11 protein-coding genes are annotated in these 21,603 nt (G+C 59.4%); 8 read left to right on the top strand and 3 right to left on the bottom strand.

Features of this window, described 5'->3' with window-relative positions; genetic code table 11:
- The first annotated feature begins 456 nt into the window (after positions 1-456).
- The 4 genes from GD429_RS25820 (at position 457) to GD429_RS25805 (ending at position 10,232) form a co-directional block, all read left to right on the top strand.
- Positions 457-6,369, top strand: a complete 5,913-nt coding sequence (locus GD429_RS25820) for a YadA-like family protein (RefSeq protein ID WP_321574870.1) — start codon at positions 457-459, stop codon at positions 6,367-6,369.
- Between the two features lie 313 nt (positions 6,370-6,682).
- The gene (locus GD429_RS40620; protein WP_193727194.1) at positions 6,683-7,420 is read left to right on the top strand and encodes a hypothetical protein; all 738 of its coding nucleotides are present in this window, start codon (positions 6,683-6,685) and stop codon (positions 7,418-7,420) included.
- 345 nt (positions 7,421-7,765) lie between these two features.
- Positions 7,766-8,509, top strand: a complete 744-nt coding sequence (locus tag GD429_RS25810) for a response regulator transcription factor (protein WP_152861084.1) — start codon at positions 7,766-7,768, stop codon at positions 8,507-8,509.
- Positions 8,510-8,546: 37 nt separating this feature from the next.
- The gene (locus GD429_RS25805) at positions 8,547-10,232 is read left to right on the top strand and encodes a S8 family peptidase (RefSeq protein ID WP_152861082.1); all 1,686 of its coding nucleotides are present in this window, start codon (positions 8,547-8,549) and stop codon (positions 10,230-10,232) included.
- Positions 10,233-10,299: 67 nt separating this feature from the next.
- On the opposite strand, the gene GD429_RS25800 is transcribed toward GD429_RS25805, so the two are convergent.
- A complete protein-coding gene (locus tag GD429_RS25800) occupies positions 10,300-13,914 on the bottom strand; it encodes an ATP-binding protein (protein ID WP_227791744.1) in 3,615 nt (1,204 codons plus the stop codon).
- A gap of 159 nt (positions 13,915-14,073) precedes the next feature.
- Entirely contained in the window at positions 14,074-14,712 is a 639-nt protein-coding gene (locus GD429_RS25795) for a response regulator transcription factor (RefSeq protein WP_152861080.1), read from the bottom strand.
- Between the two features lie 1,247 nt (positions 14,713-15,959).
- Between GD429_RS25795 and GD429_RS25785 the strand changes: the two genes are divergently transcribed.
- The 3 genes from GD429_RS25785 to GD429_RS25775 all read left to right on the top strand — a co-directional run bounded on the left by GD429_RS25785 (position 15,960) and on the right by GD429_RS25775 (position 20,619).
- Positions 15,960-16,211 (top strand): IS110 family transposase, encoded by a 252-nt coding sequence (locus GD429_RS25785; RefSeq protein ID WP_227791743.1) that lies wholly within the window; start codon positions 15,960-15,962, stop codon positions 16,209-16,211.
- Between the two features lie 648 nt (positions 16,212-16,859).
- The gene (locus GD429_RS25780) at positions 16,860-19,823 is read left to right on the top strand and encodes a YadA family autotransporter adhesin (protein ID WP_193727193.1); all 2,964 of its coding nucleotides are present in this window, start codon (positions 16,860-16,862) and stop codon (positions 19,821-19,823) included.
- Positions 19,824-19,944: 121 nt separating this feature from the next.
- A complete protein-coding gene (locus tag GD429_RS25775) occupies positions 19,945-20,619 on the top strand; it encodes an OmpA family protein (RefSeq protein WP_321574869.1) in 675 nt (224 codons plus the stop codon).
- A gap of 407 nt (positions 20,620-21,026) precedes the next feature.
- Here GD429_RS25775 and GD429_RS41275 read toward each other — a convergent pair whose 3' ends face one another.
- Complete coding sequence (locus GD429_RS41275; protein ID WP_265334689.1) at positions 21,027-21,185, bottom strand: hypothetical protein; 159 nt, start codon at positions 21,183-21,185, stop codon at positions 21,027-21,029.
- A gap of 21 nt (positions 21,186-21,206) precedes the next feature.
- Between GD429_RS41275 and GD429_RS41270 the strand changes: the two genes are divergently transcribed.
- The gene (locus GD429_RS41270; protein WP_227791748.1) at positions 21,207-21,602 is read left to right on the top strand and encodes a hypothetical protein; all 396 of its coding nucleotides are present in this window, start codon (positions 21,207-21,209) and stop codon (positions 21,600-21,602) included.
- Position 21,603 lies beyond the last annotated feature (1 nt).

Raw genomic sequence — 21,603 nt, 5'->3', positions numbered from 1 at the left:
CACTCTGCGCTGCAGTGGATGACACCGGCGGAATTCGCCCGCCAGTGCACCGATCGGGCCGGTTCGGCCCGCCCCGAAGAGCCGGAATTTTCCAATTAAGACTGGGACGGAAATTGGGCCAGCCTCAAAATTATCAAACGTCTTGCTGTACGTGGGATCGAGGCAGGGGCATCGCGTGGTTGGCTGTCGGGGTAGGCTGCGGCCTATTTCGGTTAAAGAAAATAGGACGCTGGGCCTCCGTTTTCCGGCGAAGCCCTATGTGGAAAAGTGCCGCCCGAAAGGATAATCGTCTCTTCTTTTCTATCGGACTATTGATCATCGCGCATGATATCGAAAGATAAGGATGCCGATGTGAGGTCTGTCGGATCTTGGTGATGTATGTCAGATGCCGCATGTGCAATGCGTGCGAGCAATCGATCGGAAGGTAGATGGTCGTATGAATCGATCGTTTGGTAGATGTGGCGAGTCATTTCAGTGGCGAAGCGCCAGTTTGTATTGAGATTGAGGAACATGATGAACAAATCATATAAGGTGGTGTGGAACGCGTCCAACGGCACTTGGGCGGTGGCTTCTGAAGTCGCGAAATCTCGGAAGGGCGGGCAATCTTCGCGGAGAAACCGAAAGGGGGCCACGCATGCGTATGGCCGAAAGGTCGCTCTGGTGACGGCGGGCGTGGTCGCTGCGGCTGCGATGCCATCCGGCGGGGTTTGGGCCGGTACCGTGATTGCAGGTGGATCCAGCGGAGGGTCGCAGCAAGCCGGGGGTACGAGTTATACGACTGGAGGGTTGGGCAAGAGCTATATCGGAGCTGGCCCTCAGGGGAGTGCCATAACGGGCGATGACGATTGCTTGAGTCTGTCAGGCCGGCGGTTGGTAATGAGCAAGGCGAATCTGGGCTGGTTGCTTGGAATGACCTCGCAGGTCACTAATCCCGGTAACGCATGGCCTGCGCCAACGACAATCAACGGTGTCGAAGTTGGTTACTACGACCATAATCCCGACATCACGGGAGGTGGAGCGACGAACCCGATGAGTGATCAGGCCACCGTTGCATGGGGGTTCAACTCGTTTGCGGCCGGATGTGGAAACAAGGCGCTGGGTACGGGGTCGTCGGCAACGGGGATGCAGAACAAGGCTAGGCTGGCAGGTTCGACCGCGAGTGGGATCGGGAACGATGCGGCCGGGGCCGGGGCGACTGCGATGGGGCTCTACAACGTAGCTTCCGGCACGGGTAGTACTGCGATTGGAATCGGATCCACGGCTGCGGGCGCGGGTTCGGTCGCGCTGGGTAGCGGCGGAGACGGCACGCCCGGGCTTGCAACCGTGGCCGGTGGGGAGCATTCGATTGCCATCGGCGGGGATTCGACCAAGGGAGCTCAGGCGATCGGTGACGACTCGATCGCGTTGGGGAGCAGGGCCAGTGCCAAGGCGGCGCGCGCGATCGCTGTCGGCTGGAGCGCGGGAGTTGAGAAGGCCGGCTCGGTCGCCATCGGTTCCTACTCCGTTTCGAAGCGAGGCAACGAAGTCTCCGTCGGCTCCGAATCGCTGAAGCGCCAGATCACCCATGTCGCCGACGCAACCGAATCAAACGATGCCGTGAACTACGGGCAGATGAAAAAAGCGCTGGCGGACGCTTCGCTTGATGGCGATGGCGTGAAATACGACGATGCAAAACACGCCAGTGTGACGTTCGGCGGCGCCTCGGCATCGGGTCACGTGCGCCTTAAGAACGTTGCAGCAGGCGCCGATGTCACGGATGCGGTCAACCTCGCGCAATTGAACAAGGTGCGTGATGACATCACGGGCGGCCTTGCGGACGGTTCGCTTGAAATGCGCTATATCAAGGTCAAGGCGAAAGGTGCTGCTGCCGTGACTGCGGGCGCGAATTCTGTTGCCATCGGTTCGGGAGCTAACGCATCGGCAAGCGGGGCGTTGGCGTTTGGCACGGGGGCGCGTGTGAGCGGGCTCAACTCGGTGGCGATCGGTTTCAACTCCGTTGCGGACGAGGCTAACCAAGTCTCGGTCGGTGATCTGGGCCATGAGCGTCGCATTTCTCACTTGGCGGACGGTGTTCAAGGGACCGATGCGGTCAACGTTGACCAGTTGACCGAGGCCATTGAAAAGATGTCCGAGCGGACCGACAAGCTGTCGACGGATTTGAAGTCGCGTAAGGGATTGCTTGTCGCCAACACGCTCGCTGTCGGTGTGCAGACCGCACCGAGTTTCGTCGAGGTCAAGGGAATGGGCTCGGATGGTAGCCTGGAGAATAGTGCAAGCATCGGTGAGGGCGATCCGACGAGCGTGACTGCCGCAGCGATTGGGGTGGGTTCGGCCGCGGCTGGCGCGGACGCGATTGCAATCGGCCTGCGAAGCGTTGCGAACTCGGACAGTTCGGTAGCGATTGGCAATAAGGCGCAAACGGGTGCGGATCAACGGTACTCGGTGGCGATCGGTTCAGAGGTTACGACGAATGGATCGAAGGCGCTTGCGATTGGCTCGCAGGCGAAGGCGAATGCCAATAACGCGATTGCGGTGGGTAACAACAATGTGTACGCACTGGGCCGGAGCGCGATTGCGATCGGCGATGGCGCGCAGGCCCTGGTCGGATCGACCAACGGTGTTGCATTGGGCACGAGCGCGACGGTTGATACGGGCGTCACCAGCGCAATGGCGCTCGGTGCCAATACGCTCGTCGACAAGGGAGCGAATGGCGCGGTGGCCTTGGGTACGGGTTCTAGAGCGACTCGAGCGAATACCGTCTCGGTAGGTGGTGGCGTGGCCGGTATGCGCCAGATCGTGAACGTCGCGGTGGGTACGCAGAGCACGGATGCGGTGAACGTCAGCCAACTGAACGGTGTCGCGACAGCCCTGGGCGGAGGTGCGGGCATCGGTGCCGATGGCAGCGTGACGGCGCCGACCTACCGCGTGGGCGACAAGACATATGGAAACGTTGGTGATGCGATTACGGCAGCGGCCGAGGCCGGTGGTGGCGGTACGGATCCGAATGCGGTCGCTTATGACGATGCGGCCAAGAGTTCGATCACGCTGTCTGGTAAGAACGGTACGGCGTTGAAGAACGTGGCGGCAGGCGCGGTGAATGCGACGAGCACGGATGCGGTGAACGGTTCGCAGTTACACGGCACGGCGCAAAGCGTGGCGACTGCGCTCGGCGGCGGCTCGACGGTGGGTGCGGATGGCAAGGTAACGGTGCCGACATACTCGCTGAACGGCGGGACGGCGACGGCACATGACGTTGGCGAGGCGGTGTCGAATCTGGACGGTCGAGTGACGACGAATGCATCGGACGTTGCTGGCCTGAAGGATGATCTGGCGAACTCCGGGCTGGTGGATGAGAAGACGGGCAAGGCGATTGCGGCAGTGACGTATGACCGCAAGGCGGACGGCACGGTGGATCGTGGTTCGGTGACGCTGGTCGGTACGGATGCGCAGAGCCCGGTAGCGTTGAAGAACGTGGCGGAGGGCGTTGCTGACACGGACGCAGTGAACGTTGGCCAATTGAACACGGGGTTGTCGAATGTGAAGCGCGAACTGGCTGACGGTACGATCGATTTGAAGTACATCAAGGTCAAGGCGACCGGTGCGCCAGCGAACGCGCTTGGTAACCAGGCTGTCGCGATTGGCTCACGGGCTGCCGCTAGTGGTCAGAGTTCGTTGGCGCTGGGCTCAGGTGCACGTGCCCAGCAGTCCGGATCTGTTGCGATCGGCGCGAATTCCGTCGCGGACCAGGCAATGACGGTATCGGTCGGTGACGTAGGCGCCGAGAGAAAAATCGTCAACGTGAAAGAGGGGGACATCTCGGCGAGGAGTACGGATGCAATCAATGGTTCGCAACTGTATGAAGCACTGGGAACGCTGAAATCGCGTGTTTCTACTGAGCAATCGAAACTGCGGTCACGACTGAATATGCTTGCTGATCAGAACGTAGGGGGCGGTTTCGTCGCGGTCGACGGCATGGGCGCGGACGGCAGCCTTCCAAACAGTGCAAGCATCGGTGAGGGCGATCCGACGAGCGTGACTGCCGCAGCGATTGGGGTGGGTTCGGGCGCAGCCGGTGCGGACGCCGTTGCAATCGGCCTGCGAAGCGTTGCGAACTCGGACAGTTCGGTGGCGATTGGCAACAAAGCGCAAACGGGTGTGGATCAACGGTACTCGGTGGCGATCGGTTCAGAGGTCACGACCAGTGGATCGAAGGCGCTTGCGATTGGCTCGCAGGCGAAGGCGAATGCCAATAACGCGATTGCGGTGGGTAACAACAATGTGTACGCACTGGGCCGGAGCGCGATTGCGATCGGCGATGGCGCGCAGGCCCTGGTCGGATCGACCAACGGTATTGCATTGGGCACGAGCGCGACGGTTGATACGGGCGTCACCAGCGCAATGGCGCTCGGTGCCAATACGCTCGTCGACAGGGGCGCGAATGGCGCGGTGGCCTTGGGTACGGGTTCTAGAGCGACTCGAGCGAATACCGTCTCGGTAGGTGGTGGCGTGGCCGGTATGCGCCAGATCGTGAACGTCGCGGTGGGTACGCAGAGCACGGATGCGGTGAACGTCAGCCAACTGAACGGTGTCGCGACAGCCCTGGGCGGAGGTGTGGGCATCGGTGCCGATGGCAGCGTGACGGCGCCGACCTACCGCGTGGGCGACAAGACATATGGAAACGTTGGTGATGCGATTACGGCAGCGGCCGAGGCCGGTGGTGGCGGTACGGATCCGAATGCGGTCGCTTATGACGATGCGGCCAAGAGTTCGATCACGCTGTCTGGTAAGAACGGTACGGCGTTGAAGAACGTGGCGGCAGGCGCGGTGAATGCGACGAGCACGGATGCGGTGAACGGCTCGCAATTGCACGGCACGGCGCAAAGCGTGGCCGACGCCCTTGGCGGCGGCGCTGCGGTGGGTGCGGACGGCACGATTTCCGCGCCAAGCTACTCGCTCGCGGGCGGCGATGTGACGGTGAACAGCATTGGTGCGGCGATTGGCAACCTGGACGGGCGCGTCACGGCCAATACGGGCGATATTTCGAAGCTTAAGGACGCGGTCTCGAACAGTGGCCTGATTGACCCGATAACCGGTCAGCCGGTCGCGATGGTGACTTACGATCGCAACGACGATGGTTCGTCGAATCGTGCGTCGATCACGCTGGGCGCAGTCGGCACAGCCGTCGGTCTGCATAATGTCGCGAACGGCGTGGTAACGGCCGGGAGCCTCGATGCAGTGAACGGATCGCAATTGCACAGTACTGCTCAGAGCGTCGTCAACGCGATCGGCGGCGACACGACAGTCGATGAAAACGGGCAAGTTTCCGTCCATTCGATTGAAGTGGGCGGCTACAAGTACGCGACGGTGTCCGAGGCGGTTCAGGCGGCTGCGGCATATGGTGCGACGGATTCGCTGGCGGTGCGCTACGACCTCGATTCGCACGGGAACCCGAACTACGGTTCCGTCACGCTGGGTAACTCGGCGGCGGGGCCGGTGACTCTTGCCAACGTTGCCGACGGAAAGAACCAGTACGACGGAGTGAACTACGGCCAGTTGTCGTCGCTGCAAAGCGACTTCGAAAACCGCCTGGGCACGATGGATGATCGCGTCAGCAAGATCGAAATCACGGGCGGTGGTTCGGGCGGTGAAGGCGGCGGTACGGTCAGCAGTGACGTCATCAGCGGTTCGGGCGACGCGGGTAACTCGATGACGCCGGCCAATTCGGGCAATGGCAGCAATAACGTTGCGATCGGCTCGGGCTCTACAGTCAAGGACGATGCTAGCAACGCCACGGCAATCGGCGCGAACTCGGCGGTGCAGGCCTCGGGCGGCACGGCGATTGGCGCGGGCGCGGATGCACATGCGGCCAACAGTACCGCGATCGGGCATGACTCATCGGCTCGCGGCGAGAACAGCATGGTGATCGGTCAGGGCTCGAAGGCTCGGGGCGACAATAGTGTTGCGATTGGTGCGGGCTCCGTCGCGGACAAGGACAACACGGTCTCGTTCGGTGACGGTTCCGACCAGGGCAATCGTCGGATCGTCAATATCGCGGATGGCGTGAATGCGTCGGATGCGGCGACCAAGGGGCAGCTCGACCGGGCGGTTGGTGATATGCAAGGCCAGATCAACGGTGTGTCGCGCAATGCTTATTCGGGCATTGCAGCGGCGACGGCGTTGACGATGATCCCGGGGGTCGACCCTGGCAAGACGCTATCGTTCGGGATCGGCAGCGCGAGTTACAAGGGCTATCAGGCGATTGCGTTTGGCGGGGAAGCCCGCATTACGAACAACCTGAAGATGAAGGCCGGCGTGGGCTTGTCGAGCGGCGGCAACACCGTTGGCATGGGTGCGTCGTATCAGTGGTAATTGCCTGACTGGCGGAGTGGGGGAACCCGCTCCGGTTTTGCCGGATCTGCAATTTGCAGGTCTTTTTATTCATACACGAGCATGCTCGACGAGGTTCCGGCTACGGATATAGTGGTTACGTAAGTAATTACGGATCCATTCGATGGATATTCGATCGAGTATGGGAATCGGCTGACGCGCGCACTGCTCTGATTCATCCTTGGCTGATTTGCGATCATCGAGAACAACAGCGATACTCGGCCTTCCATTCAAATCAAGGGAAGGGCGAGGCGGCGCGTCAAGTGTTGGTAAATTTCGTCGCCTATATACGGATATGCAGGACATCACCGGTCGTTTCGCGCTGCCGCTCGTCGATCCCTTTTCCGAGGTGCCGCCACCATACGGCCGGCGCCGTAAGGCATTCGTGAAAAGTCGGAGACCCGGGCTGCGCGTGTTCGACTTTTGCCCGCATGGGTCTGCGCCTCAACAAGCAAAAACGTGCGCCGCAGATTTTGGATCCGACAATCGTGCATGGCTGAATCAGAATTCGTCTCACCGTCCGTCGAGGAGCATGCTCGCTGTCGGTCTCGCGTTTGCGGCGTTGTGCAGCATCGCGACACATATGCTCGAAAACAAGAGCGCACTCCCATCCCCCGATACCATTTACCGAGGCGCAATCTCGGTCGCATCGGTGCCGGCGCCAACGCATAGGTCCGTCGTTGACGCGTCGGATTCGCGCGTCGTGAAGGTGGGAGGGGATATGGGGACTATTCCGAAGAATGGGAAGACTCATCTCGAGCCGGTGCCTGACGCTATCGTGCCGAAGGCCTCGGTGACGTCTCGCCAAACCCATCGGCCTGCCGAAGTGCAGACGGCTCGCACGAGTGAGCGACACCAGGTGGTGCATTCCGTCCTGGCGGAGAGTGTGGCCGACGTGCTTGGCATGACTGACGCAGAATTTGCGCGATGGCGTGAAGCAACGCGGGATACCGCGCCCTCGCTCGCGTCCAATCCAGCCGAGGGCGAGTTTTACTTCAACTCCACCGAGCATCCGCGCCTGATCTCGTACTGAGGACGTGCGAAGCGTTCGGCGTTCGAGCGAAATCTCTGCGATCCAGAATTTATTCAACAAGCGTGCGACTCATCGCGCGCGACCGGACAATGCCATTCGTTCGAGCGCCATGTTGTTCGTGCATCGAATGATGCGCGAACAACATGCTTTTTTTCAGACGATGAGAATTTTCTAGTCCCTTAAGGAGGAGTCGAGCGCTATCGTTCAAGGCATCGGATTTCACGTAGCTGTTTTTTCGGGATTTCCAGTTCGGAATGGCGCGATGTCGCAGTGACTTGATAAATTTTGTCGTCGCGGACGCGTCCTCGAGGCGATTTTTTGATAGTCATGTTTGGAATTTTCTCAATGAGCTTGATTGATCGAGAGAGTTATTTGAGTTTGCCTTCTTCCGAGTTTGGATCGGATGGTTTCTTTTTGGCGCGAAAAATAAATATTGTCGTCGCGGACGCTTATCCAATGATCGTGCAGGGGCTGCGTTACATATTCTCAAGCGTGGAAAATATGCAGATCGTTGCCGAAACGAACACGTTGTCCGGTATGGCGTCGCTGCTGACGAGTTACCAGTGCGATGTGTTGATCTGCGACTATTCCTTTGGCGATGATCCGGAACCGGATGGAATGAGGATGCTTGAAAGCATTCGGAGAAATCACCCGAATGTGAAGATTGTTCTTCTAGCCGAATTGCGAGATGGACTGTCCATTCGGCGCGCGCTGAAAAATGGTGTCTCGGCATTCGTCGTGAAGTCCAGCGACGACTCACTTTTCCTGCCGAAGATTGTCGAGAAAGTCATGCGCGGGAAAAGGTATGTGGATCCGGACATAGCGGGAGAAGTACTTTGCGATTTCAATCGAGATGGCGGCCGGCACACGCGAGCCGATCTATTGTCGCCGCGCGAGCTGGATGTAGTGCGGCTCTTTGAGCGTGGAATGGCAGTGGGGGAAATTGCGGAAAAACTGCGTCGAAGTCGAAAGACAATCAGTACTCAGAAAGCCAATGCAATGAGGAAATTCGGCGTGAAGACCGATATCGATCTGGTGGACGCCGTGAGAGATATGCTTTGGCAGCATCAGTCGACTCGATCTTTTTGATTGCGGCCCGTTGGTCTACTGACGATGATTTTCGGGGATGAAAGGGCCGAGCAATCCATTTTTAAATTTAGGTTTCGAGTTCGATATGATTGAAAATTGTAAGAGGCTTGCGCCGTTGTGCCCGGCTTTCGTGATGGTTGCCACATTGCTTTCTTCATGCGGTGGCGACTCCGGGGAAGGAGGCGGTGGGCAGGGGCAAGAACGCGGCAACGCGATTTCCGAAACAACGACAGGTGAGGAGTGGGCAGGAAATAACAGCACTCGAGAGGATGACAATACCTGGTATCGGCATTGTTTTGCCGACGACACATCGGTCGCGTCGCCGTCGATCCGCGCAGGGACGCCGTATGGCAACGAGGTCATCGTTAAGATGCGGAAATCGTCCGGCGAAATGCAGGACTACAGCGTCATGATGGAAGGTGGCATGCATGACCGGGAGCGGCTCGACCGAGTGGTCGAGCGCATCAATCGGCGTCATGCAGCCATGTTGTTGCATCCGCTCGGAAGCAGCGCGATCGGTGACGGCACGTCGGGCGATTTGCTTTCAGTAAAGCGTCCGATGTCAGGCGGTGCTGCTGTTGTCGAGGTGTCGACTGCCGCGAATTCGGTTGCGGGTGTTGTCGAGGAACTGACGCAGGAACCCGAAATCGAATACGCGGAATTGAATTACAAGGTACAGTCGTCCGCCATCGAACAGCCTGACGTACAACATCGCGATGCCTGGTATTTGCACAACGTCGACGCCGGGATCAGGATCGACCAGGCGTGGCGTGTCACGCAAGGCGTGCCGGGCGCGGTAACTGCCGTACTCGACACGGGTGTGACGTCTCACCCGAACCTCGTTTCTCATCTGCTTCCCGGGTACAACTTCGTGACCGATTCCTTCGCGGAGAATGGCAGCGGCCGAGGTTCGGATGTTCAGGATCCCGGTGACTGGATTGGCCAGGACGAATCAGGTGCATTTGCGCAAACCGTGCGGAACAGCAGTTGGCATGGGACGAGCGTCGCCGGCGTTGTGGCGGCAACGATGAGCATGAACGGTTGGGAAGATCGTCGTCAAGCGAGAATTTTGCCGGTGCGCGTGCTCGGAAAGGGCGGAGGGCGAACGAGCGATGTGGTCGACGGGATGCGATGGGCGGCGGGGCTGCCGGTTGTCGGTGTGCCTGAAAATCCGCATCCGGCAAAGGTGGTCAATCTGAGCCTTGGCTCTGTCGGTGTTTGCAGTCGAACATTTCAGGAGGCGGTCGACGATCTCGTTGAGCAAGGTGTGACCGTTGTTGCCGCTGCGGGTAACGATGGTGTCAACGAGATCGATGCACCGGCGAATTGTCGGGGCGTTATATCCGTGGCGGGAAGCGATCCGACCGGTCGCCGCGTGTCCGACAGCAATACGCATCCACGCGTGACGCTGAGCGCACCGGGGACGAAGATCTGGACGTTGTCGAATACTGGGAAGCAAGCACCGGCCGATGCCTCTTATGGCTACATGCATGGCACCAGCCTGGCGGCACCACAGGTGTCTGGCGTGGTGTCGCTGATGTTGGCGACCAATCCCTGGTTGACCCCCTCTGAAGTCGCGAGCATTCTGAAACGCACCGCCCGTTTTACGTCGATCGTGTCGACGACACGATCGTGCAGGGTGATTCCGCCTGGGCGCGGGATACTTGATGCGCAAGCCGCCGTATCGGCCGCTGCAGCCGAACGAAATAGCGGTGGCCAATAGTGAAGGGGATGATGTCTGGTTGAATGGCGCTGCCTCGTCCGATTTTGCAGGCAGGGAGCCGACTTGTTTACGTGGATCCCGCCCGCAAGGTGTTGAGCCTGGTGACCAGTTGCTCGACTTGTGCGTAAAAGGCCGCCAGTGCCGCCTCGTGACCGGCCACCCCATTCAGTCGAAGCCGGGTTGACAAGCTTTCGCCATAATTGGCCAGGACGTCCGAGCCGAACAATTTACTGGCGCCAGCGATGCGGTGAATACGATCGGCCGCGGCCACCGCGTTGCCGTTTGCTACCGCGGCCCGAAGGAGGGCAATATCCTTCGTGGTTTCGATCAGGAATCCCTGTATCAACGTCGCCAAGTGTGTGCCCTCTTCGGGCGACTGGGGCGGCGCAAGCCAGTGCGTGGCGTCTGTTCGTGTCTGGCACGGCGAAATTGCTATCCAGTGCGTCAGCTGTTCGCGCAGCACCGCCAACGTGGTCGGTTTGACGAGTAGGCCGTCCATGCCGGCTTCCGTACACCGGATCGCTTCGTCAGGCAATGCGTTGGCCGTCAAGGCAAGAATGGGGATATGCCGCGACCGGTGCTCCCGTGAGCGGATGCGCTTTGCCAGCTCGTAGCCGTCCATGCCCGGCATTGCGCAATCGCTGAGTACCAATGCGATATCGGAATCGTCCAGTACGTGGAGTGCGTCCATGCCGTTGGATGCCGCGATAGCGGTATAACCGAGCCGTTCGAGTTGTGCCTCGATGACGAGGCGATTGACCGGATGATCGTCGACGACAAGAATTCGAATTCCTGACGGTTGATACTCAATGGACGGCAGACGGGCAGCGGTTTCGGTGAATCGAGGGGAATCGACGATATGGAGGCAAAGTGCTTCGACTGCGGCGTACGTCAGCGGATTGTGGCTAAGTCGACGCCTGCCGTCAGGTGCGATCTCGTAGCCCGTCGGGATGGGCTCGTCCGTAAGTCCGATAACCGCTCCATCGTCACTGATATTGTCGAGTCGGCTTTCGTCGACAAAGTGCAGGTCTGCCTGCGAACCGGATCCGGTGGCGATGACACCGAGAGGCACCAGGAGTTCGCGTAGTGCGGTGGCAAGCGCGATGTCCGGTAAGTCGATACGGGCCTGCTTGCCTGCCAGCGGCGTGGCGCGAACGAGGAGGTGTACGTTCAGATCGAATTCGACAATGATCCGCGTCCCGACGCGGGGAGTGCTTTTAATGTGGATGGTTCCGTGCATCAGTTCGACCAGGCGTTTGCAGATGGTCAATCCCAAGCCAGTGCCGCCGAAGCGGCGTGCGATTGAAGTATCGGCCTGTGCGAAAGGGGTGAACAGGCACTGCAGTTGCTCCGGCGTGATGCCGATGCCGGTGTCATGTACCGTGAAGCGAACACGCTGGCACGTTTTGCGGTAGTCCATGACCTCGATACTGATGCCGACCTCCCCGTTTTCCGTGAACTTGATTGCGTTGCTCAACAGATTGAAGAGAACCTGGCGAAGACGCAGGCCGTCGGTCTCCAACTCGGCGGCAAGTCTGTTGCTCACGAAATTGCGAACGATGAGGCCTTTGTCGTGGGCCAGCGTGGCTGCTACGGCACTGACGCCGTCCAGGAGCGCGCGCAGGTCGGTCGGTTCGGTCACGATCTGCAGCCGTCCGGCATCGATCTTCGAGAAATCGAGAACGTCGTCGAGAATCTGTATCAAGGTCATCGAGGATTCACCGATCATGTGAAGCATGCGCTGCTGCTTGGTGCTCAACGACTCGTGGCGCAGTAGCTCGAGCATCCCAATGATTCCGTTCATCGGTGTGCGTATCTCATGACTCATGGTGGCCAGGAATCTCGATTTTGACGCTGCCGCTATTTCGGCGGCTTCTTTCGCGCGGGCCAGTTCTTTGGCTTGCGCCTTGGCGTCAGTGACATCCGACCAGACTCCGCTCCAGAATATCGTCCCGTCGCGCTCGGTTTGCGGCGTTGCTTCCGCATGAATCCAGCGCTCGCGTCCATGGGAAAGGCAGCGAAAATCGATGGAGACTGGCTTCATGGTCCGCGCCGAGTATCTGACTGCCGATTTGATAAGAGATCGGTCGTCGTGGTGAACACGTGAAAGCAGCGTCAGGGCATCGGCTTCCATCGTCTGTGCATCCAGATCCCACAGGGCACGGGTATTACCACCCACATAAGGAAAGCGTAGCGCACCATCGGGTGTGCGACGAAGTTCGAAGACGACCGCCGGGAGATGGGCGGTCACGCGCCTCAATCGTTGGTCCAAAGCGCGTGCATGTTGTTCCGCGTTGCGAATGGTTGTGACGTCGACCAACGTGACCAGCAGGCCGCCCGGTTTTCCGCTCGGCAATTGAAAAGGATGCATCCAGTACAGCCAGGATCGCTGCTTCTGGTTGCCATCCATGAGGTCAAGCTCGCCATGATGGGGTTGTTTCCGATCCTGAGCTTCCTCGCTCATCGCGTGGATTTGAGTACTCCATGCGGGTTCCAGCGGTGACGCCTCAAGAATCGTCTTACCGATCAAATCCTCGCGTTTGACCGAGAATGCGGTTTCATAAGCGAGGTTGATCGCAATATATCGGTTGGTGCTATCTTTGGCGACCAGCGGATACGGAAGGGACTCCATCAGCGCTTCGCGAAAGCTGAGCTGATCGGCCAGCTCATGTTCGGCCGCCAGCCGCTGACGAACCTCATGACGAAGCCGGACGTATGCGGTGATAACGATCGCCAATATGATCGCGGCACCCAGCACCGTAAGCTCGAACGTTCTCCACGGCAGGCCGGCCGAATATCGAGGCCAAAGCCACCGGCTCCGAATGCGTTGCCGTTCCTTTGGCGGGATCGCAGCGATCGCTCGGTTGATCAAGGGAACCAACCGGGCGTAACGGTGGTTGATTGCAATACTCAGCCTGCTGTCGATATTGGCCGGTGACACGATTTTGAGAACGCCGGGAAAGTAGTTCCGGATGTCGAAATCGACGATCGCGGCGTTTCCGACATAGGCATCGGCACGCCCCTCCGCTACTGCTTTCATCGCTTGATAGGCATTCGCGGCCACGGTAATTTCAGCGCCGGGCATCTGGCGCCGTATCGTGGCGGGAAGCTCGCTGGGATCGGAGATGACTATCCGGCGGCCGGCGAGATCGACGATACCCTGGGGCGACGCGTGAGGGCGGGTGACGATGACGTCGGGGAGGGTGATAAACGGAGTGCTATAGAGCAAAACGTTGTTACGGGTGGCCGGCGTATTGACCGGTGCGACGGCATCCAGTTGACCCGATTGTGCGAGCGACAAGGTTTCCGCCCACGAATTCGTTTTCACGAGGGCAAAGCGAATGCCTAGTGATGTCGAGATATGTTCCAGGTAGTCTGCGACGATGCCATTCGGGCGATCGTCTACGTCAATGTAGGCGATGGGCGCCCATTCGGGGTCAATGCCCAGTTTGATCGGGGGAAGCGAAGCCAGCCACTTGCGATCGTCCGAGGTGAGCGCCAAACGGTCGATCGTGCCATGCGTTCGCATTGGCAACACGACCTTTGTCGGCCAGTATTGCGTCAACCGAAGCATCGATTTTTCAACATTGTCAGCTGTTCCGGAGTCGATTGGGCACGTAGTCAGAGCGACTATGGCAATGATGCAGATCAACCGGCGGCTGACCCAGAAAGTCTTGTTCAAGATTGACGTACCGTGCGCTGGGGATTGCGATGCTGCGGCCTATGCGGCGCGCGTACATTTCAGTTGGGTTCGCTGTGGGCCTTGTCGTTTGCGCTGGCATGGCACCTGCTCCCAGGCCATACGCCACGCATGATGGCAGCCGTGCTCAGGCAAGCACTGTCAGCCATTGAGTCCGAGGTTAACGACGTACCCGTAGAGTTCGGCATCGCTTTTGAGGCCGAGTTTGCGCTTTGCCGATATCTTGGCCCAACTGACCGTCTTGATGGTGCGATGCAACATCTGGCCGACTTCCGTCGGGGATTTCCCGCTGGCAAGCAGCCGTAGCACTTCCAGCTCACGCGGCGTCAGGCTCGCAGCCCGCTGGCTTTCCGTCTCGGTCAAACCGAGTTTTGTCAATTCGCGTTGCAGCTTGACACTGATGTAAATGGCGCCTCTCAGCGCGGTACGAACGGCAGTGAATAGTTCGTTCCTTTCCGCTCCTTTTTCAACGATACCCCGTACGCCTTCGTTCAACATCGCACGCAACAAGCCGGCATTCGCCAAGTTCGTGAGCACAATGACGGGCAGGGTTGCGTGTTCTCGTCGAATGGCGGACAGCATTGCCAATCCGTCGGTACGTCCGGTGGGCATCGAGAAATCCGTGATCACGACATCGCAGGCGACGTGTGCCAGGATTGACATCAATTCACTAGAGTTGCGAGCCTCTCCCACGACGTCCATGCCATTCTGCTCGATCAGCAGGCGGCAGCCGAGCAGCATGATTGGATGGTCGTCCGCAAGCACAACGCGCAAAGCCATTTCAGAATCTCCCCCCACTCAAATATCGGCGAAGTGTATCAAGCGGGTAGAGCGTTTGGGTTCTCCGGGAGATAAAACTAGATGTGGCCTATAAAATATCCAGGAAAATAGGAATTGTCTGATATGCTATGGCATTCATGGTGCTTTAAAATTTTATGCGGATTAGGTGGTGATGTGTGATTTTATGGTGGATTTTTTATTATAGGGATAGTGTTTTTGTGAAAATTGTTGCAATCAAGATGCTGACTGTTACGGCGCGATTCTGGGGTATTTCTGCATGCGATAATGTCGGAGAAGGCCTTAAGGGTGCCGCTGAGTAAATTAAAAGAAAGATCGAGTGGAATGCGCGGCTATCGTCGTGGACGTGCATCCAGATGACTATCGTCATATCGAATCAGCCGCGCGGAGGTTGGGGGACACGGATTCGGAATTCTTGCTGGTGAGTGTGTTTCTCGTTGCCGGCGTCGTGAATGGCGATGACGTAATGCACGAGTTGCGAGAGGACGGGGATTTCGCGTCTTGATGACTGTGCTTGCGGAGATTCGGCATCAATCCATGTTCACTCCGTTGGATAGCCATCAACGTTCTGTGTGCCCCGCTGAGTGGCCGGTCGATGATGTAACGGCTCATCCATTGCTGGACTGTATCGGCACGGCTGTTGATTAACGAAGGGCTCGTCACGCAAGGCGCAACGACGTTGTTGCTTGCAACAGGCCGCGAAGGAGAAGGCGTCGCCGGATGTGCGGCGGCTTCAGTGCAAGTAGTGTGCCGCGCAGCGTGTGCTCGACTCATCGGCGCAAACCTCACGCGTCCGGAGCCCAATACCGATTTGTGGATGCGGTAGTCTCGGATTTCACGCGCCTCGCCCCGTCAACTGTTGTATCCACTTCGATGGGCGACCCATGAAACACCTTCTGGATTAAGGTGTTGCGACGACCAGTTGAATCCGCCCAGTACGCGAGTCACGAATTCCAACGCAAGCTGGCCGCTTACGGCATGTGCTGCTCGATGAGTCGCAAAGGAAATTGTTGAGACACTTAGTCCAAAATACGCCTCGAACGTCGGACCGATCTGACCCGTATTGGGATTGGCCGAGCTGCCCTGGCGTTGACCTGTCGGTCGGACTCCGGCGTTTCCCGAGCGTTCCGGACCCAGCGTTTGTGACCTGATAGGAGCTTTGTTCTGCACCGTGAGTGTCCTGTCTAGCGAGTGGGGTTGGCGATGCGCCCACTACGACGAAAACTCGCATGGAACAAAACGAAGTGATTCTGGGCGTCGACACGCATCTGGGTGCGCATGTCGGGGCTGTGATTAGTGAGACGGGAAAACTTCTTGGAACACTGTCGATATCGACCGATACGGCAGGATATCTCAACCTGGTGAGCTGGGCGAATTCGTTCGGCCATCTGCGCCGCGCCGGCGTAGATGGGACCGGCACCTATGGCGCGGGATTGACCCGCGTGCTTCGATGCTCCCGAATCTCGGGCGACGCCATCTAGAAAATTCCCGTTTACGCGAATCGTGGACAAAGCTTACTCTGCAGAAAGTAAAGAACACATTCCGTTTGATGGAGATGTGCTTCGTAATATTTCCGCCTCATACGCTGCGCCAATATTCTCATTCGATAGAGAAAGGGTTATGGGTGGTTGATTTTATCTCGTCATCGATGATTGCCGTGCCGCAAGTGGTGAAGCCCGGTCGGCGCAAATGGTGGCGCTGATTGGATGAGGTTCAGTTTGGTCGAGAAACAAATTTAATTTTAGGAAGTCTTTTGAGGGTCTGTTGTTTATTGATGGAATGGTGCACCCTGTCGTGTGGTTGATTTTCAATAATTTGATGTTCTGGGGATTAATAAAATGTATCGAGCAGTTCTCGACAGAAAGGCGGTGAGGCGAGTTGTTGTGTCTGTGTCAAGTGGGGTGGATGGAAATGGGGGCGAGTCATTGCGTGTGGCGGTATTAATGGTGGCTGCGGTGTTTGCTGCATTGGCGAGTAATGGTGCAGCTGCGGAGCCTGCGGGGGGGATTTATGTCAATAATGGAACTGATTCTCGTTGCTCTTACTTCTACGACAACGGGTACGATCCTTCTAGCTCGAAGTCCGGTGACTTTTGTAGATCAGAAGACAAAGCCACACAAAAAAATAGGGTGCTTTTTTTTAACCCTCGTGGAGACGCTTATGGCGATCCGACCGACCTTTCTCTCGGCGGAAACTTGTATGTGAACGGGGGCGGTTATTTTTCCGACACCACGATACGAGGCAATGCGACACTCAACAAGAATCTGTCGGTCGAGGGCGTGACCCGTACGGATCTATTTTCATCGCGTTATCTGAAGATGACCGACGGTGATGCGCGCGCGGCGGCAGCAACAGGCGTAGGGGCGATTGCGTTAGGGGCGGGCGCGAATGCCGACGCGGATTCGGCGGTGGCGCTCGGTAGCGCCTCGGTGGCAAAGCGTGCCAATACCGTATCGGTAGGGAATGAGCACAATGGCGGACAGCGCCAGATCGTCAATGTCGCTGCCGGCACGCAGAGTATGGATGCGGTGAACGTGAGCCAGCTTTCCGGTGTGACCCGCGCGTTGGGCGGCGGCGCTGCCCTGAATGCCGACGGAACGTTCATCGAGCCGGCATATTCGGTCGGGGGTACCAGCGTTCACACGATTGACGGCGCCCTGTCGAATCTGGACGGCCGCGTGACGAAGAACGCAACGAGCGTGGACAAACTGCAACGCAACTTCGTCGATTCCGGTCTGGTGGACAAGGAAACGGGCAAGGTGATCGCAGCGGTAACGTTCGATCAGTTGAACGCCGCGATCGCAAAGAACTGGGTTCAGATCGGCGAGGGTGCGAGTGCGACACCGAACACCATTGCAATCGGCAAGGATGCCAAAACCGGTGTGGAAGGACTGGCGGGTGCCATTGCCATTGGCGAAGGGGCTCGGGCCGCCGCTTCGGGGTCGCGCTACGTTGCTGCTCCTGTTGCCGTGGGGGACCATGCGACTGTCGATGTAAGAAACGGCTCGGCATTCGGGGGGCGTGCCCGCGTGGCAGCGGGCGCGACATGGTCGGTAGCGCTGGGTGCCGACTCCGTAGCCACGCGTGCCGACACCGTTTCGGTAGGAGATGAGCGGGGCGATCTTCAGCGTCAGATCGTGAACGTTGCAGCGGGTACGCAAGACACCGATGCCGTGAACGTGAAGCAGTTGAATGAGGTTGCCGCGGGCATGACGGCGAATACGGAAAGCATCGAGAACCTGCAAGACGATTTTGCTCATTCCCGTCTGGTGGACAGGAGGACGGGCCTAGTGACTGAGGTGGTGGCGTATGACCGACAGTCAGGCGACACGGCGGATCGACGCTCGGTGACGTTGGGTGGCGCGGGCGCGGCAGTGCCCGTGGCGCTGAAGAACGTCGCGGCCGGCGTTGCCGATACCGATGCCGTGAACGTCGGTCAATTGCAACCGATACGAGACGATCTGGACGATATCAACCTTTCCATGACCTCCATCAAGATCAGGCCGGAGGGTGTGGCCGCGAACGCGGTGGGCATGAATACCGTAGCGATTGGCTCGGGTGCGAACGCGACAGCGGACGGCTCGCTGGCGCTCGGCGGCGGTTCGCGTGCTAACGGGCTCAAATCGGTCGCGATCGGTTTCAATTCGGTCGCTACCGACGAGAACCAGGTGTCGGTGGGCGACTCGGGTCTTGAACGTCGTATTTCGAACGTGGCGCAGGGTACGAAAGGTACCGACGCAGTCAACCTGGATCAGCTGAAGAAAGCGATGGGAGCGGTGTCAGACCAGACCAAGAAGCTGTCGTCGGATCTGAAGTCGGGACACAGCTTGCTGGTGGCCAGTCTCCTCGCTCACAAGGATGTGATTGCATACGACGATGAAATGAAGAGCGCGATCACGCTGTCCGGCGAGCATGGCGTGACGCTGAAGAACGTGGCGGCCGGCGCGGTGAGCGCGACGAGCACCGATGCGGTGAACGGCTCGCAGCTGAACAATACGGCCACGAGTGTCGCGAACGCGATTGGAGGCGGTGCGGTAGTTGATGAAAGCGGGCGGATCACTGTTGATTCGATTGAAGTGGGCGGTCACAAGTACGCGACGATATCGGAGGCGGTGCGGGCTGCTGCGGCGTATGGTGCGACGGATTCGTTGGCGGTGCGCTACGACCTCGATTCGCACGGCAACCCGAACTTCGGTTCGGTGACGCTGGGCGGGCCGGCTTCGGCGCCGGTGATGCTCACCAACGTTGCCGACGGCAAGAGCCGGTACGACGCGGTGAACTACGGCCAGCTATCTGCACTGCGAAGCGATTTGGAAAACCGCTTGGACACGATGGACGATCGTGCCAGCAAGATCGAAACCGATGGCGATGATTCGGACGGTGATGATCGAGGCGTGACGCAGGCCAATCTCGGCAACGACGCAAACAACGTTGCGACTGCCCCGGGTTCGACGATCGGCGACGATGGCGGCAATGCCGTGGCTACCGGTGCGAATTCCACGGTGCAAGCTTCGGGCGGTACGTCGATCGGTATCGGCCCTCTGTCCGCTGGTTCGAGCACGACGAACAGCAATGGTATCTCGGCTGACCTGAACGGCACCGGCAGCGACAAGCCGACCGTCACCGCCGGCTCGAACTCGGTGGCGATCGGCGCGAACTCGACGGACGGCGGCCGCCAGAACGTCGTGTCGGTCGGCAGCGACACGCAGCAGCGTCAGATCATCAACGTCGCACCGGGTACGCAAGGCACCGATGCGGTCAACGTGAACCAGCTGACGCAGGTGCAGACGACGTTGTCGTCGGCCTTGTCGAACCAGCAGACGCAGATCAACATGCTGGGTTCGCAACTGCAGCAGACCGACCAGATGGCGAAGCAGGGTATCGCGGCCGTCGGCGCGATGGCGTCGGTTCCGCAGCTCGATCGCGACGCCAACTTCGGGATGGGTGTCGGCACGTCGACCTTCCTCGGCCAGAAGGCGATGGCGGTCAACATGCAGGCGCGCCTCACGGAGAACTTGAAGGCGTCGATCAACGGCGGCTTCAGCGGCGCTCAGAAGGTGATCGGCGCCGGCATGCTGTACCAATGGAAGTAACCCGTCGCGCCGCCATGCCGCCCGGCTCCCCAGCCGGACGGAACGCGGCCCCGACGGCAGGACGAGTCCGCCGCGCGACGCGTGGCGGGTTTCGGTCAACCCAAGTTTTGAGGACGTAACCGTGAACAAACTCGCTTTCGCACTCGCCCTGTCGGCGATGGCGCTCGCCGCGTGCTCGACCGCATCGGGCCCGACCTACAGCGCCTCCGAACTGCAGCCGCGTGACGGCATGCGCACGTTCCAGGTGGACTGCCACGGCCTGCTGTCGGGCCCGCAGACCTGCATGAAGGCCGCCCGCAAGATCTGCGGCGACCAGCCGGTGCGCGTCGTCGATTCGGCCCGCGCGCTGCGCGACAAATCCGATCCCGCGACGCTGGTGTTCCAGTGCGGCGCCGCGCCGGCCGAAGCGGCATCGGCTGCCGAACCCGCACCGGCACCCGCGCCCGCCGCGGTCGAACACGTGAACCTCGCGGGCGACACGCTGTTCGCGACGGGCCTGGCCACGCTGACGCCCGCCGCACACGCATCGCTCGACAAGCTGCTGAACGAACGCGAAGACCGTACGTATACACAGGTCACGGTCACCGGCTATACGGATTCGGCCGGCAGCGACGCATCGAACCTCGCGCTGTCGAAGCGCCGGGCGCAAACCGTCGCGAGCTACTTGAAGGCGCACGGGCTGAAAGCGCAAGCCGTGTCGGTCACGGGCCGCGGCAGCGCCGATCCGGTCGCGTCCAACGCGACGGCCGAAGGCCGTGCGAGCAACCGCCGCGTCGAAATCTCGTTGCAACACTGAGCAGCCGGCCACGGGCGCTCCCCGCGCCTGCTTCGACGACCTTGACCGGCCGGGCCTCCGCGTATTCTCGATGCCATTTCACCGGGGCCCGGCACCCGCGATGTTGGCTATGTCAAAGTTCGCGGGCCCCCTCCACAATTGAAACGGTCCGAAGAAATCAGGCAGGTCAACGGCGTCATTGCAAGCCCTTGGATCGCGCTTATAAAAAAATAGGATTGCGCTGATTGTGACGGGGTGCCTGCCGTGAAAAATTGATTGAGGGGCTGGAATCCGGGGTTCTGGCCTCTGTGTCTCTGATGGAGTTTTCCTCGCTTGCTATCTCAGGAGCGAGGTTTTTTTGCGTTCCATTTGCGTCACGCTTGCCGCATATAACCCTGCACAGGATGCACAGGTCAGGAGCGCCCGCCTCAACCCAGCGAGCCGACGATGCTGACTTCCTTGTTTTCGGGGATTTCGTTGTACGACAGCACGGCCAGGCACGGCGAGAACAGCCTGGCGTAGCGTGCCAGCATCGGTCGGATACGCGGTACCACCATTAGCACGGGGGCCGCACCCATCTGTTTCATTTGCTCGACCACGGCCGGCATATGCGTTTGCAACTGCGAGAGCACGTTCGCTCGACCGGAAAGTTGTCCGGCGGCGCACGCGTGCCCGATTGTTCGGCCCGGCTCAGCGCGCCCAGCAGGATGTTCTCGAGTTCCGCCGTCAAGCTGGAACTGGGCGGCGCCCGGAACCCGCTGGACCTGATGAGCGAAAACCACGCAGCACAGCTCATCGCCAACGGACAGGCGGTAAGCCTGGTGGGGGAGTTGGACTTCGCCAAGGCGACGGACCAGCTCAACAACTACCTCACGGCAATTAAAGGCTCGTACCATATTTACGGGCGCATGAAGCAGTTGTCGCTGGTCGACGTCATCCGAGGCCGCGCTCATGGAGATGCGATCCGCCGCACGCATTCCCGGCTACCCGGTCGACCGGTGTGAC

Origin of the sequence: Burkholderia sp. BE17, from assembly GCF_009362305.1 — a bacterium.
In the GTDB taxonomy this organism is placed as follows: Bacteria; Pseudomonadota; Gammaproteobacteria; order Burkholderiales; family Burkholderiaceae; genus Burkholderia; species Burkholderia pyrrocinia_C.
The sequence above is the reverse complement of the archived record's forward strand: the minus strand, read 5'-3'. Positions and strand labels throughout refer to the sequence as shown.